General features: G+C 41.7%; 9 protein-coding genes. 7 read left to right on the top strand and 2 right to left on the bottom strand.

Features of this window, described 5'->3' with window-relative positions; genetic code table 11:
- Together IGJ74_RS13415 and IGJ74_RS13410 are read left to right on the top strand one after the other, a co-directional pair.
- Entirely contained in the window at positions 1-2,586 is a 2,586-nt protein-coding gene (locus tag IGJ74_RS13415; protein WP_139960534.1) for a glycoside hydrolase family 38 C-terminal domain-containing protein, read from the top strand.
- Between the two features lie 103 nt (positions 2,587-2,689).
- Entirely contained in the window at positions 2,690-3,544 is an 855-nt protein-coding gene (locus IGJ74_RS13410) for a GRP family sugar transporter (protein WP_005234411.1), read from the top strand.
- Positions 3,545-3,716: 172 nt separating this feature from the next.
- Here IGJ74_RS13410 and IGJ74_RS13405 read toward each other — a convergent pair whose 3' ends face one another.
- A complete protein-coding gene (locus IGJ74_RS13405) occupies positions 3,717-4,685 on the bottom strand; it encodes an AraC family transcriptional regulator (protein ID WP_218193530.1) in 969 nt (322 codons plus the stop codon).
- 152 nt (positions 4,686-4,837) lie between these two features.
- On the opposite strand from IGJ74_RS13405, the gene IGJ74_RS13400 reads away from it, so the two are divergent.
- Together IGJ74_RS13400 and IGJ74_RS13395 are read left to right on the top strand one after the other, a co-directional pair.
- Positions 4,838-7,495 (top strand): glycosyl hydrolase, encoded by a 2,658-nt coding sequence (locus tag IGJ74_RS13400; RefSeq protein WP_255324176.1) that lies wholly within the window; start codon positions 4,838-4,840, stop codon positions 7,493-7,495.
- On the top strand, positions 7,492-9,306 hold the full coding sequence (locus IGJ74_RS13395) for a beta-glucoside-specific PTS transporter subunit IIABC (RefSeq protein ID WP_218193528.1): 1,815 nt from the start codon (positions 7,492-7,494) through the stop codon (positions 9,304-9,306). Before IGJ74_RS13400 ends, IGJ74_RS13395 begins: the two co-directional genes overlap by 4 nt.
- A 57-nt stretch (positions 9,307-9,363) precedes the next feature.
- On the opposite strand, the gene IGJ74_RS13390 is transcribed toward IGJ74_RS13395, so the two are convergent.
- Complete coding sequence (locus IGJ74_RS13390; RefSeq protein ID WP_139960531.1) at positions 9,364-10,245, bottom strand: helix-turn-helix transcriptional regulator; 882 nt, start codon at positions 10,243-10,245, stop codon at positions 9,364-9,366.
- A gap of 199 nt (positions 10,246-10,444) precedes the next feature.
- On the opposite strand from IGJ74_RS13390, the gene rhaB reads away from it, so the two are divergent.
- The 3 genes from rhaB to rhaD are packed head-to-tail and all read left to right on the top strand — an operon-like array spanning position 10,445 to position 13,942.
- On the top strand, positions 10,445-11,860 hold the full coding sequence (gene rhaB, locus IGJ74_RS13385) for a rhamnulokinase (RefSeq protein ID WP_255324177.1): 1,416 nt from the start codon (positions 10,445-10,447) through the stop codon (positions 11,858-11,860).
- Positions 11,857-13,110 carry an L-rhamnose isomerase gene (gene rhaA, locus IGJ74_RS13380; RefSeq protein WP_016612607.1) on the top strand — a complete coding sequence of 418 codons (1,254 nt, stop codon included), beginning with the start codon at positions 11,857-11,859 and terminating at the stop codon, positions 13,108-13,110. Before rhaB ends, rhaA begins: the two co-directional genes overlap by 4 nt.
- Positions 13,111-13,117: 7 nt before the next feature.
- On the top strand, positions 13,118-13,942 hold the full coding sequence (rhaD, locus tag IGJ74_RS13375) for a rhamnulose-1-phosphate aldolase (RefSeq protein WP_087665013.1): 825 nt from the start codon (positions 13,118-13,120) through the stop codon (positions 13,940-13,942).
- The last annotated feature ends 62 nt before the right edge of the window (positions 13,943-14,004 follow it).

Genomic DNA, 14,004 nt, shown 5'->3' with positions numbered 1-14,004 from the left:
ATGACAAATGTACACATAGTAAACCACACCCATTGGGATCGTGAATGGTATTTTACTTCGATGGACTGTGTCGTTTTGAGTGACCAATTATTTAGTGATGTACTAAAAGAACTAAAGAGGCAACCGACTGCTTCTTTCGTGCTAGATGGACAACTGTCTATTCTGGACGATTACTTAGAACTCTATCCTGAGCGCTTGACTGAGGTCAAAGAGTTGATCGCCAATGGTCAATTGTTCATCGGTCCTTGGTACACCCAAACAGATGCCTTTTTCGCTTCTGGTGAGTCCATCATTCGAAATGCCATGATTGGTATATTTGATAGCAAAAAATATGGCAGCTATATGCCGATCGGCTATTTGCCAGATACATTTGGTTTTAATGCTCAAATGCCAACCATATTGAACGAAGTTGGACTTGATAACATTATCTTTTGGCGAGGCATCGATTTAGGGGAACAGGTCAAATCCCCTTACTTTAAATGGACGAGTTTAAGTGGGCGAGGTTCACTGTATGCGGTGAATTTTCCTCAAGGATATGGTGCACAGCAGCAATTGGAGCCAACGAGCAGTTATGTAGATGGCAGACTCGATAGAGGTGTTGATTTTATTAAGAGCTACGCGAATGAACCTGAAATCTTGATTCCAACTGGAAATGATCAGTTAGGCATTGTTTCTGCCATAGAAGAAAAACTAACGAAAATCAATCAGCTTGGAAAATACAAGTATCAATTGAGCACCTATCCAGCATTTATGGAGATCGTCCGTCAAAAAGAACTGGAAGTTTATCAAGGAGAGTTTCGTGCACCGGTTTTTGCACGGGTTCACAAAACGATTGGTTCTGTACGAATGGATCTGAAACGTGAGATTTTTCGATTAGAAAACAAATTAGTTTTAGAAATTGAACCAATGTTAGTTATTGCGAAAGATTTAGGGATCGAATTAAGCAATCGCTTGCTAATGAAAGCATGGAAAAAGTTATTTGAATGTCAAGCCCATGATAGTTTGGCAGGCTGTGTATCAGATAGTGTTGCACAAGATATCAGTCATCGGGTAAAAGAAATCAGTGAGATTTGTGAGAGCATTGAAAATTTGATTTTAAAAAGAATCAGTGAAGGACTCGCTTTACAAGCCAACCAATTTCTGATTCTTCATCCAACACCAGTGCCATTTCAAGGAGAGAAATTAGTTAAGATCGTATCCAGAACCAACAATATCAAGGTTATTGGAGCTGATTCATCTGTACTTGAAGCAGTGTATATCCCAAGCAGGAAAAATATTATGGAAGAAACTCCGGCTGGCAACCGTTTTATTGAAGAAGAGGGGTATTATCTGTTAACCGTTCAAGTGACCTGTGCCTTTTCAGGCCTTGGTTATCAAGTCCTTACATTTGAAGAGCAAGAGACAACTCCCGATTCGTCTTTAGATCAAAACACATGGATTAGAAATGGAAAATACATGCTTTCCTTTGAAGACGGCCATCTGATTTATTCAGATGGAAAACAACAGATCGTGGATTTCTTGTCGATCATCGATGATAGTAATGCCGGTGATACGTATGACTATTCGCCTATTTTGAATGATCAACCGATAACGCTTCGTTTTGCCAGCTGCAAAGGGAAGCAAGAAACATTGGCTTTGGAAGGAAGTTTACAGCTACCGTATACGATCGAAGAACGGATGAAAGGAATCGCCACCAAAACATTCGCTTATACATTGACCCTCCAACTGACAAAAAATGGTGAGGTAAACGCAAAGCTACGTTTTAAAAATACGCTTTTAAATCATCGGATTCGAGTGAAAGCTCGATTAAACAAGCCGATAGAAAGAGCGGTTGCGGCCATTCAATTTGGCTATCTTGAAAAAAGAAATCAAACACTGGAAAATTGGCAAGAAAAATATGCAGAAAAACCTGTCAATATTGAACCATTTGAAAAACAAGTGGTTGTTTATGATCAAGAGAACGCCCTCGTTTTTTATAGCGAGCAGAGCAAAGAGTATGAATATATCGATGACTCCTTATATGTAACGGTACTAGCTACAACCGACTCTCTAGGAAAACCAGATTTGTTGTATCGACCAGGTCGTGCTTCTGGCGATACAACCAAAAAGGGACATATTATGATGGAAACACCTCTTGCTCAAATGGAAAACTATGAGATGGTCTTCGATTTTTCCCTAAGGGTCGCATCAACAGCTATTTCTGAAGAGTTGTTGGCTACTTGGAAAACTGTTAAAGAACAGCCATCGATTTCTTATCAATTGCAAGATTTGAATTACTTTATTTATCGTATAGACAATAAAATTCAAAAGCGCATTGATCCATTATCTCTGACCGACATGTCTCTTTCTTTGTTGTCTTGCAGCTTAGAACCAGGTGTGGGAGTCAGTGCGCTCCATAATGCGTATTACTCTGAGGGAATCGTTGTCCGTTTCGTCAATTCAACGAACAAAGAACGTCCTCTTGAGCCCAAAAGATTATTTAATGGGTACGAATATCAGCGAATCAATGCCTTAGAAGAACCGCTTGAAGCGGATCATATCATCCACGCTTATGGAGTAGCAACCTATTTATTAACTAAAAACTAGGAATAAAGAACACAAAATTTGTCGAGAAGGAATTGCTTCTGTAACGTTTTCCTCTACAAGATTTTGTGTTCTCGCTTTTTTACAATATTTAGAAGGAGTTTTTATGTCCGTACAACTTTTATTGCTTGCCTCACTGCCTGCACTAGGATGGGGCTTAATGCCAATCGTCGCTAAATTGATGGGAGGAAAATCAGAGGAACAACTGCTAGGAACAACAATCGCAGCCTTGATTTTCGGTAGTGTATTTGGTTTCTTGAATCAAGTGAGTTATGCCATGGTGCCATTTTTCATCAGTTTATTATCTGGGGTTTTTTGGGCTTGCGGACAATACTTCCAATTTCTCGCTTTGGAGAAAGCGGAGGTTTCTAAAGTAATGCCCGTCTCCGTCGGGACCCAATTATTATTTGTTACATTAGCATCTGGCTTCTTTCTCAAAGAATGGACAGATTTAACGACTGTAATTTTCTCAATCATGGCATTAGGAGTCATTCTAACTGGTGTTTTCCTTGTAACTAAGACAACTCATCAGCAAACAGGCTTAACACAGCAAGTACTTCTTTATCTATGTTGTTCTTCAGCTTTTTTGATGCTATATGTGACAGTCACTGGTCTGTTTCAGATAAGTGGCGCACAGATTTTCTTGCCTCAGGCAGTAGGGATGTTTCTCGGGGGAAGCGTAATTTCCTTGAAAAGTAAGCAACAGTTGCGTTTCCGCAAAATAATCCACAATTTAGGTACTGGTAGCACATGGGTTATCGCGAATACTTCGTTATTCGCTGTATCGTCTTCTTTAGGTGTAGGCGTAACCTATTCATTTTCTCAAATGAGCTTACTTGTTGCTACTTATGGAAGTATTGTCCTCTTAAAGGAACAAAAAGTTGGCAGAGAAAAGCAATTTGTAGCTCTTGGTAGCTTGCTCTATATTGTTGGTGTATTAGGGATGAGTTGGTTGAAATAACTTTGCACCTGAGCAATTTTAGTTAGTGATCAATAAAGTAGCAGATAACAGTTTAACCAATAAAGAACTTATCTTAAAAATCAAAGAGTGGGTAACCACTCTTTTTTTTGTTTAGAACATGAATATTTAACTTATGCCACATTTTTTTATTTAAGCAAGTAGCGACATAGAATCATTTTTTCTTTTTTGGCGTATGCCCATAATACAGTTTGTATTTTTTATAGAAAAAAGTGATATTGGTGAAACCTGCTTCAGCCGCACATTGGGTGATTGGTTTGGTGGAGGAAGCAATTAAGTTGTGGGCGAGATTCAATTTCTTTTCGATAATCAATTCGGTCAAATTTTTACTAGTTTCTCGTTTGATCAATGCACTTAAATAGGAAGGAGAATAGTTAAAAAGGGTGGCGAGTTTTGGCAAAGTAACCGTTTGGAAGTTCTCTTCGATATAGGTCAAGATCGCTAGAATGTGCTGTTTTTTTGCCGCTTCTTGCTTGTTGGTCTGATAGTCGAACTCACGTACGAGAAAAGTGAAAAGAATGGCTATTAGATTGCTGATGATTCGTTTACTGCCAATGGCTTTTTCATAAGTTTCTTTCAGCATTTCTTGAATCACAGCATGGATCCGATCATCTTTATTGTTCTTAAAGACAATATATTGGTCATGCGCGTGTTTGTCTGACAATGCAGTCAGAACGAAATCAAGCACGACCCCTTCATTAAACTGTTCCCGACTGATCAATTGAGCGAAATAATCCCGCTTGATCAAAAGATTGATCAAGACATCTTCTTCACCAGTCATTTCAATCGAATGTGGAATTCCAGTATCAATCAGACAAATTTGTCCTTTTGTCAGCGTAACTTTCTGATCATCGATCAATTGGATGCATGTTCCTGAGTAGATATAATTTAATTCGATAAAACTGTGGTTATGATAAGGAACTGGACTGAAGCGGCTTTGCTTTACCAGAGTAAAGTTTTCTTGTTCTTCTATCAGATTATCGAATAAGTAAACTTGTCGGCCATTGATCGTCACTTTTTCCAGCTGTTGATAATAGTCAGAAAGGTGGTTTGGATGGTCTCTGTGATAGCATTCTCGTTCAGATAGCTGAAAAAGTTTTGCTTCCATTTCTTCGGTTGTCATTACGATCTCCTCCTTTCATAAATCTAAAAATATGATAATTATCTACAAAGCGTATGACATTGTTTCAAGCTACAGAATTGCTTATGATACATTTGAAAGCGTATTTATTATGATTTTAAATGAAGTTGAATGAGAAAGAAAGAGGAATTTGTATGAAAAAGATAACAAATTTATTGAACGAAAAATATGATAATCATATTTTTCCGTTTTTATGGATGCATGGAGAAGAGAAGGAGACGATTCAAACTTACATCAATAAAATTTATGAAGCAGGCATCCGATCTGTCTGTATCGAATCACGCCCCCATGAAGAATTTTTGAAAGCGCAATGGTGGGATGAGTTGGCGATCATCATTGAAGAGTGTGAAAAAAGACAGATGACACTTTGGATTTTGGATGACAAACACTTTCCAACAGGCTATGCCGCAGGGGAAATTGAAAAGAATCATCGTCACTTGCAGAAAGAATTTTTGAATTTCCGACAATTTGATTTTGTAGGTCCCAAAAAGAATGCTGGAATTATGCTGGATTGGTGTTTTAATGCAGAAAGACCGAATATTTTGAATTCAGAAGGTGAACCGGTTAAGGAGAGTGGCAAGTCATTTTTTTCAGCTGAAATCATCAGCGCCGTTGCGGTCAAGAAAACTGGATTTAAGCAGATCAGTGAGGAGGAGTGGATCGACCTTACAGACTCAATGATTGATGAGACATTGTATTGGTCTATTCCTGAAGGAGAGTGGAGTATCTTTGTCTTTTACACGACACAAGAAGGAGGGGAAGCTTCGACACAAGGGTACTTGAATCCTTTGGTACCAGAAGCAACGGATGTTTTGCTGGAAACGGTTTATCAAAGTCATTATCAACACTTTGGAGAGAAATTTGGCACAACGATCCAAGGATTTTTCTCAGATGAACCGCGGTTTGGGAATATCAAGGGTCCTGATGCGGTCCTTGGAAAAGTAGATATGCCATTGCCCTGGCGGTATGATTTGTTGACTTTGTTAGCAAACCAGCTAGCCATATCTGAAACTGAGCTACGAGGGCTGTTGCCGGCTCTCTATCGTGGTGAATCAAAACAGGCGGCTAAGATTCGTTACAATTATATGTCGTTGGTTTCTGAGCTATATAGTCAACATTTTTCTCAGCGGATCGGACGTTGGTGTCGTGAACATAAAGTCGACTATATCGGACATGTAATTGAGGATAACAATGCCCATGCACGTTTAGGCTATGGGGCGGGTCACTTCTTTCAATCGATGAAAGGTCAATCGATGGCAGGAATCGATGTCGTTTTGCATCAATTGATGCCGCAACAAAATGACGGATACTTTGAAGCCATGACATCTACTGGCTGGGATGGCGAATTTTTCCATTACGCATTAGGGAAAATGGGGGCGTCTTTAGGAAACTTAGACCCTGTGAAACAAGGTCGAACGATGTGCGAAGTATTCGGCGCATATGGTTGGTCAGAAGGAACCAAACTGATGAAATGGCTAACCGATCACATGCTGGTGCGAGGGGTCAATCATTTTGTCCCTCATGCCTTTTCAATGAATGACTTTCCTGATGCCGATTGTCCGCCGCATTTTTATGCGCAAGGCCATAATCCACAATTTGAGGGCTTCAAACAGCTGATGACGTATATGAATCGTTTGAGTTATCTATTTAGTGACGGGAAACATCAAGCGGACATTGCTGTGCTGTACCATGCTGAAGCGGAGTGGGCAGGCGCTTATATGCCGATTCAAAAAGTTGCTCGTGAACTGATGGAACATCAATACGAATTTGAAATCGTTTCGGTTGAGATGATGCTTGATGCGCAATTTACGGATCAAACGTTTGTCATCAATGAGTATGCCTTTCAAACATTAGTCATTCCATATACTGAGCGAATGTCTGGTCCATTGATCAAAAAGCTGACAGCTCTCGCAGAATCTGGAATTCAAATTATTTTTGTTGAGGAAATGGTGAAAGAAGCCCTTGAACAAACTCTGCTTACCCATGAACTGCGGCTTCTCGCTCGCCTTACGGAATTAACACCGCTTACAGCACTTACTGATAACGTTGGCTTGAAGGTACGGGATCGTTTAGAAACATCAAAAGCTCTGCCGTATTTGCGCTACTATCATTATCAGCAGCAGACAGATGAAATATTCATGCTTTTCAATGAAAATGACAGTGAATCGCTGCAGTTTCAGGCTGTTTTTCCTGCTAAGAAGCCTTTAGTTCAATATGATCCAGTAGAAAATAAACTGAAACCTGTGTCATATAAAAATGGCAGCTATGAGATTCATTTAGCACCAGCAGAGAGTATGATTCTTTTTGAAGCTACCTCGGAACAACCATTGCGTATTGATAGAAGCAAACCAGTGAAAGAAGTTCATCTAAACGATCAGCCATGGCAAGTCACTTTCGAAGGAATCGGGAAAGAGCAAGCGGTAGTTGCCTGTCAAAAACAATATTCGTCATTGCCTTTACTGGGAGTCGGTGATGACTTCAGTCGGTTTAGCGGGAAAATCACTTATACCGTGGACTTCCCTAAAGCAGCAGGAGAGGTTTTATTAAGTATTGAAGATGCTTCAGAAGTTGTGACTGTTTCAGTGAACGGTCATTGTGTAGGCACAAGAATCAGTACACCGTATACATTTGAGTTGACGGACCTGCTTCAAGAAACGAATAATTCCATCCAGATTGAAGTGATCAATAATTTAGGTCGCAGTATGAGGGATTATCTTTCACAGTTTGTCCTGTTCGAGCCTTTGGGGATCACTGGCGAAATCAAACTTTTTATTGAGGAGGAGCAAAAATGAACAACCAGCAGTTAGCAACAGAGGTTTTAAAGGAAATTGGTGGAAAAGCCAATATCGAATCGGTGACCCATTGCGTCACACGTCTGCGTTTTGTATTGCATGATACAGATACCCCAAGTAAGGAGACCATTGCTAGTCTTGACGGAGTGATTTCAGTCGTTGAACAGGGCGGACAGTACCAGATCGTTTTAGGAAATCGTGTAAACGATGTCTATGAAGCGGTCCTGCAACAAGTCGGCGAATTAATAGAAGACACTACCCATGAAAAAACAAAAAAATCTCTTTTTGATCAGTTTACCTCCACGATTTCAGGGATTTTCACACCAGCTTTAGGCGCTATGGCTGCGTCAGGAACGATCAAAGGGGTCTTGACGATTTTATCAGTAGCAGGTATTTTGTCAGAAACTTCGGGAACCTATATCGTTTTGTATGCATTGTCTAATGCTTTGTTTTACTTCATGCCAATCTTATTAGGTGCTTCGGCGGCAAATTATTTTAAATTAAACAGCTATGTCGGAATGTTGATTGGGGCATCATTGATCTATCCTACTTTGCTGCCGTATGCGACAGAAGGTAGTTTGACCTTTTTGTCGATTCCCGTAAATATGATGGACTATACTTCTTCCGTTTTTCCGGTAATCATTGCTGTCTGGGTGGCAGCCAAAATCAATGGCTTCGTTCAGAATTGGCCGTTGAAAGATTTGCGATTCATGGTACAGCCTCTTATCGTGTTGCTAGTTTCTGTCCCCCTTGCCTTGCTGGTCGTTGGTCCAATTATATCCAACTTATCCAGTCTACTGGCAACGCTTGTTAATAATGTTTATCACTTCAGTCCGGTTTTGGGCGGGCTGGTGATTGGGGGACCATGGATCTTGATGGTCATGTTCGGATTGCATTGGGCATTCATTCCAATTTTTCTTAACAACATGGCGATGCAAGGATTCGATCCTGTGATGGGTCTGCTCTTAGCGAACCAAATGGCAATGGCTGGAGCTGTCGTGGCGGTTGGTCTACGAACGAAAAACGATAAAACGAAAGCACTCGCATACTCAACAGGTCTGACAACCCTGATTGGTGTCAGTGAACCAGCATTGTACGGAGTATTACTTCCTTATAAACGTCCGTTGATCGCTGCTGTCATCGGTGGAAGTTTAGGTGGTGTTATTGCAGGCTTTATGCAGACAGTGCAGTATTCTTTTGGTGGTTCAGGATTGTTGGGTATTCCTTTGATTATCAATCCAGCAGGAATCGATGGTGGATTTTATGGTGGGATTGCTTCGCAGGTAGTAGGGCTTGTTGCGGCATTTCTAATCACCTATTTTTGGGGAATTGTAGAACCTGAAAAAAGGAAAGCAGTCAATTCAAAAGAGCCAGTGAATACAAAAATCAATTTTCAAGAAGTCGTTCAAGGAGAAGTCGTTCCCTTAACAGAGGTTCCTGACAAAGTTTTTTCAGAAGGCTTGATGGGGCAAGGGAAAGCAATTAAACCACAATCAAACACCTTTTATGCCCCTTTTGATGGCGTGGTCACTGCTTTATTTCCAACAAAGCATGCGATCGGCTTGACCAGTGATCAAGGCGTTGAACTTTTGATCCATATCGGTGTTGACACAGTAGAGCTAGAGGGAAGGCACTTTACGACCCTTATTGAAGCAAATCAAGCAATCAAAAAGGGCCAGCCGCTGATAAAAGCCGATCTCGCAGCTATCCAAGCAGAGGGATATGCGACCATTACGCCAGTTGTGGTAACGAATGCGTCAGCATTTGAGAAGATCATGAATGAAAAAGAGTCACTTATTGTTGCCAACTAAAACCTTAGATTCAATGAAAAGAAACATGAAATCAGTGAATGATTTCATGTTTCTTTTTTACCGTCCATTCTCCGTTTGTCGATAATCACTAGGTGAAATGCCGACTTTTTTCTTGAATAAACGGCTGAAATAGGCGGTGTTTTCGATGCCAATCGCCAATGAGATCTCTTTGATGGAAAGACGAGAATAGCGCAAAAGGTCTTTCGAGTAAGAGATGCGTTTGCTGATCTGGTACTCGATGGGGGGCAAGCCCATGTATTTGGAAAACTCCTTGACGATTTGATACTTATTGATATGGTACCTTTCCTCCAAAGATTCCAAGGTGATCCCTTGACGGAAATCCTCTTCTAGCTGGTCACGAATCTGCAAAATATAAGGCGGGATTTCACTATCCGAAAAGTCGAGATGATATTTTTGCAGGAGCAGTTCATTGAGCAGCTGATGGATCAAAACAGAGCTTTGGAAGGCAGTTTTCGCATTTGGTTCTGGCTGTAACATCAATAAATCTTGTAAGACCAAATGGATCGGATTTTGACGACTGCTGGCAGGATTGGTGTGAAAAACTGGACTGCCATTTTTGAGGAATTCCTCATAAAACGCTGCGACGTTGGCGCCATATAGATGGATCCAGTCCATTTCCCAGGGCTCTTGACTAACGGTGTGGTAGTACTGATAGTCTAGGCAGTCAATAAAAAACACATCACCTGCTTTCAATTGATAGCTTTTTCCTTTGTAGCGCAATTCACCGCAGCCGGACAATGTATATTTGATCAAATAAGAAGGCAGGTTCTCTCGTTCTGTAAAGTAAGGTTTGCTGGCTTTGAAATAGCCGATTTCCTGAATGTAATAAAAAAGTTCACGCTGCTTTTGGGTTGAAGTATTGATATAACGCAGTGAATCAGTTGACCATGAGTGGTTGGCTTTTTCCCAGTAATCCATCGGATCCTCCTTTTTACCAAGATTGTGCAAGTCTTTATCAAAATTGTGTGATGAAACTCGTTGATTGTCAAGCTAAAATTGAGGCAACAAGAATGAATCAGTGAATTGTAATCGATTTATTTTTAAACAAGATAATGAAAGGTGGAGACCAGTGAACACATTTATCGCAATCGATATCGGTGCATCAAGCGGTCGTCTGATGCTGAGCCGTTGGGAAAATGAGCAGATCACTTTAGAAGAGATCCATCGCTTTAAAAACGGCTTTCGTCCTCATGAAGGCTTTGACCGTTGGGCGATCGATTATTTGATCCAAGAGATTTTAGTAGGACTGCAAAAAGTGAAACAAGCAGGTATCAATGACTGCTTCGTCGGAATCGACACCTGGGCAGTGGATTACTGTTTGATCGATCAAGCAGGCGAACGTTTAGGCGACCCAGTCGCTTATCGAGATAGTCGCACCAATGATGCGATCGCAGCTTTTGGTCAGCGCTATTCTTTGCAAAAACTGTATGAGAAAACAGGCATTCAGCTGCAGCCCTTCAACACGATTTTTCAGTTAGCCGCAGAAGAAGCGCAACTGCTGCAAAAAGCCGACAAGCTGCTGCTGATTCCAGACTACTTGGGCTACGTTTTTACTGGCAGGATGGTCACGGAAAAAACCAATGCTTCGACGATGCAGCTTCTAAATGCCAATACCCAAACATGGGATGTAGAATTATTAGCTGAGATTGGCGTAACAGAAGGACTGTTCCCACCATTGGTTGATGCTGGGACGGTTTTAGGCACACTGCAAACTCAGAAGTTTCCAGCCTATGATTTGCCACAAGCGACCTTTGTCACTGTCGCTAGTCATGATACGGCGTCGGCGATCATCGGTACACCTGGAGAGGGGGCAGATTGGGGCTACATCAGCAGCGGGACATGGTCATTGCTGGGGATCGAAACCAAAGTACCCAATGTTTCCCTTGCCGCCTTCGATGAAAATTATACGAACGAATGGGGTGCCCACAACACGATTCGCTTTTTAAAAAATATTATGGGCATGTGGCTGATCCAAGAAGTGGCACGGCAGCAAGACTATCAGTATTCCTATGCAGAATTGGCGGAATTAGCGCAAGCAACGCCTGCTTTTCAACAGTTTGTCGATGTCAATGATCCTCGTTTTTTGAATCCAGAAAACATGATTACTGAACTGCAAGCGTATTGTCGAGAAACCCAGCAGAAAGTTCCAGAAACCGCAGGGGAACTGGCTCGCTGTGTGTATGATAATTTAGCGCTTTGTTATGCCAGTGAATTACAAAAGCTGGAACAGCTGACAGGTACGACGAACAAGCTGCAAAAACTGCATATCGTGGGGGGCGGTTCCAACAATCGCTTTTTAAATCAACTGACGGCTGATGCTGCGCAGCTGACGATTGAAGCTGGCCCAAGTGAAGCAACGGCGATCGGTAATCTTTTAATGCAGATGATGAGTGCTGGCATCTTCACGTCGCTGGCTGAAGCACGCCGCGCGGTCAAACACTCATTTCCTTGCATTGTTCATGAACCACAGCCTTTTGATCACAAGATTCTAAGCAACTATCAACGTTTTATAGAAGGAGTAGGAAAAAAATGACAACGATTCAACAGCGTTATGAAGAAGCTAAGACAGCATATGCCAAATTAGGCGTCGACACGGATGCGGTTTTGAAAAAATTAGCCGATGTGAAAATCTCGATGCATGTTTGGCAAGGGGACGATGTCCAAGGATTTTTGAGTGATGAAGCATTATCTGGTGGGATCTCTGTAACGGGGAATTATCCTGGTGCTGCCCATACCCCAGAGGAGTTGCGACAAGATTTAGAAAAAGCCTACTCTTTGATTCCTGGAAAACACAAATTGAACCTTCACGCCATCTATTTAGACACCGAGGAAGCAGTGGATCTAAATGAATTGGAGCCGAAACATTTTGAAAAATGGGTTGCTTGGGCGAAGGAACAAGGCTTAGGTTTAGACTTCAATCCAACCTTTTTCTCACATCCCATGTTCAAAGATGGCTTTACCCTTGCTTCACCAGATGAAGAAGTTCGTCAGTTCTGGATCGAACACGGCAAACGTTCTCGTCAAATCGCTGCTTATATGGGGAAAGAAACTGGGCAAGTCTGTGTCAATAATTTCTGGGTGCCAGATGGCTACAAAGACAACCCGATCGATCGTTTTACACCACGGGAACGCTTGATGACAGCATTAGATGAGATTTTTGCTGAAGAATTGCCAGCGGAATACACGGTAGATGCCGTGGAAAGCAAGTTGTTTGGTCTTGGTGCCGAAGCCTACACCGTCGGCTCTCATGAATTTTATATGGGCTATGGCTTGACACGCGATAAATTGATTTGTTTGGATGCTGGACATTTCCATCCAACCGAAGTGATCTCCAATAAACTGTCTTCATTGGCACTATTTAGCAAAGGCATTTTGCTGCATGTCAGCCGTCCTGTACGCTGGGATAGTGATCATGTCGTGATCATGGATGATGAATTGCAAGAGATTGGTCGCGAATTGGTTCGCAATGACTTATTGCCAAAAACCAACATTGGGTTAGATTTCTTTGATGCAACGATCAATCGGGTCGCTGCGTGGGTGATCGGGACGCGCAATACTCAAAAAGCGTTGCTAAAAGCGATGCTAGAACCGATCGAAGAACTAAAAGCAATCGAATTGTCAGGTGATTTCACCACTCGCTTAGCCATGACGGAAGAATTAAAAGACTATCCGTATGCAGATGTTTGGAATTACTTCTGTGAAAGCCAAGGGGTACCAGCAGGTCTGGATTGGCTATCAGAAGTGAAAGCCTATGAAGAAACCGTCTTAAAAGCCAGAAAGTAGGAGAACGATGAAAAAGATTGATATTTTACAAGCGAATTTTGTACAAGAAATGATGGAAACGACAACAAATCTTTACCGTTTAGGGTGGGATGAGCGCAACGGTGGCAATATTTCTTACTTATTAACAGAAGAAGAGATCTTGCCTTTCATCGATCCGCAAAGCGTCTTGCGGGAAATTTCCATGATTTTTGATGCTACGGCACTAGCCGGCAAGTACTTTATTGTGACAGGTTCAGGAAAATACTTTAAAAATGTAGCGGCACATCCAGCGGAAAACCTTGGTGTGATTCGGGTCAAAGAAGATGGGCAAACATTGGAATTGCTTTGGGGCTTGGAAAATGGTGCAGTGCCAACGAGTGAATTGCCAAGTCATTTCATGAGTCATATCGCTCGCTTGTCGGTCGATCCAGAAAACCGAATCATCATGCATAACCACGCATCGCATCTTTTGGCCATGAGTTTTACCCATGAGTTGGATGAACGCAGTTTCACGCGGACCTTGTGGCAAATGTGTACGGAGTGCTTGGTTGTCTTCCCAGAAGGCGTTTCCATCATTCCTTGGATGGTCCCAGGAACGAATGAAATCGGCGAAGCAACGGCTGCTAAAATGAAAGAAACCCGTTTGGTTCTTTGGCCACAACATGGCATCTACGGTGCTGGCAAAGATATGGACGAAGTCTTTGGCTTGATTGAAACGGCAGAGAAAGCTGCGGAAGTGTACACCTATGTTAAAGCGCAAGGCCCAATCTTACAAACCATTACAGATGAAAATCTGAAAAAATTGGCTGACGCTTTCAAAGTCACTCCCCGAGCAGGCTATCTTGAGGTATAAGTAATGGTAGAAGAATAGAAAAGGCTTTCAGTCTTTTCTATTTAAACTATATTGTGAATAAA

This window comes from Enterococcus sp. AZ009, assembly GCF_050548785.1.
Lineage (GTDB): Bacteria > Bacillota > Bacilli > Lactobacillales > Enterococcaceae > Enterococcus_D > Enterococcus_D entomosocium.
This window is presented reverse-complemented; position numbering and strand designations above follow the sequence as displayed.

What these genes read in the sequence shown, in the direction of transcription:
- IGJ74_RS13415 (WP_139960534.1), top strand. Translation starts at nt 1, where the DNA reads ATGACAAATGTACACATAGTAAACCACACCCATTGGGATCGTGAATGG.
- IGJ74_RS13410 (WP_005234411.1), top strand. Translation starts at nt 2,690, where the DNA reads ATGTCCGTACAACTTTTATTGCTTGCCTCACTGCCTGCACTAGGATGG.
- IGJ74_RS13405 (WP_218193530.1), bottom strand. Translation starts at nt 4,685, where the DNA reads ATGACAACCGAAGAAATGGAAGCAAAACTTTTTCAGCTATCTGAACGA.
- IGJ74_RS13400 (WP_255324176.1), top strand. Translation starts at nt 4,838, where the DNA reads ATGAAAAAGATAACAAATTTATTGAACGAAAAATATGATAATCATATT.
- IGJ74_RS13395 (WP_218193528.1), top strand. Translation starts at nt 7,492, where the DNA reads ATGAACAACCAGCAGTTAGCAACAGAGGTTTTAAAGGAAATTGGTGGA.
- IGJ74_RS13390 (WP_139960531.1), bottom strand. Translation starts at nt 10,245, where the DNA reads ATGGATTACTGGGAAAAAGCCAACCACTCATGGTCAACTGATTCACTG.
- rhaB (WP_255324177.1), top strand. Translation starts at nt 10,445, where the DNA reads ATGCTGAGCCGTTGGGAAAATGAGCAGATCACTTTAGAAGAGATCCAT.
- rhaA (WP_016612607.1), top strand. Translation starts at nt 11,857, where the DNA reads ATGACAACGATTCAACAGCGTTATGAAGAAGCTAAGACAGCATATGCC.
- rhaD (WP_087665013.1), top strand. Translation starts at nt 13,118, where the DNA reads ATGAAAAAGATTGATATTTTACAAGCGAATTTTGTACAAGAAATGATG.